The sequence below is a fragment of the Bartonella sp. AC130YNZD genome (assembly GCF_042196865.1).
GTDB lineage: Bacteria > Pseudomonadota > Alphaproteobacteria > Rhizobiales > Rhizobiaceae > Bartonella.
Map to the genome: position 1 here is coordinate 1 of NZ_JBHIQZ010000182.1, position 568 is coordinate 568.

1 pseudogene is annotated in these 568 nt (G+C 43.3%); it reads right to left on the reverse strand.

The window, feature by feature from the left end:
- A pseudogene (locus tag ACFINU_RS10360) lies at positions 1-568 on the reverse strand (hypothetical protein); the annotation flags it as partial.

Consider the following 568-nt stretch of genomic DNA (forward strand, 5'->3'; position numbering starts at 1 on the left):
AGATAGCTCATTTTTTGCAGGTCCCTGCAGCATAGAAGTATATCCTGAAACACCTGCAGCCCTATTAGCTACAGAATTGCTTCCTAGAGCAATGCCGCCTCTCGCTTGTGCTGTTGCTTTATATCCCACAGAAATAGAAAGTTCTTCCGATGCATCTGCACCCGCACCAAAAGCAGTCGCATATTTTTCCCTAGCAGTCGCAAAGTCTCCCACAACTGTTGAAAAATTCTTAACCGCTGTTGTTATGCCTGTACCCGGAGCATATTGGCTACCTATTGCGATACTATTTTGACCCAAAGCTTCCGCCTTATAGCCTATAGCTATACTATTCACACCTTTTGCCTGTGCACCATCCCCCAAACTGGTAGCATTTTTTGCTATCGCCTTTGTAGAGGAATCTATCGCAATAAACGATACAGAGGGCGCACTTGCACCATTACCCAACGCAACACCTTGATCAGCTTTCGTGTCTCGCTGCATTTCACTAACAGGAATAAGTTGTCTTGGTGTCAAAGTATTTATTACAGAACTATTATCAGTCTTTATTGTGGAATTCTTATCACTGTTA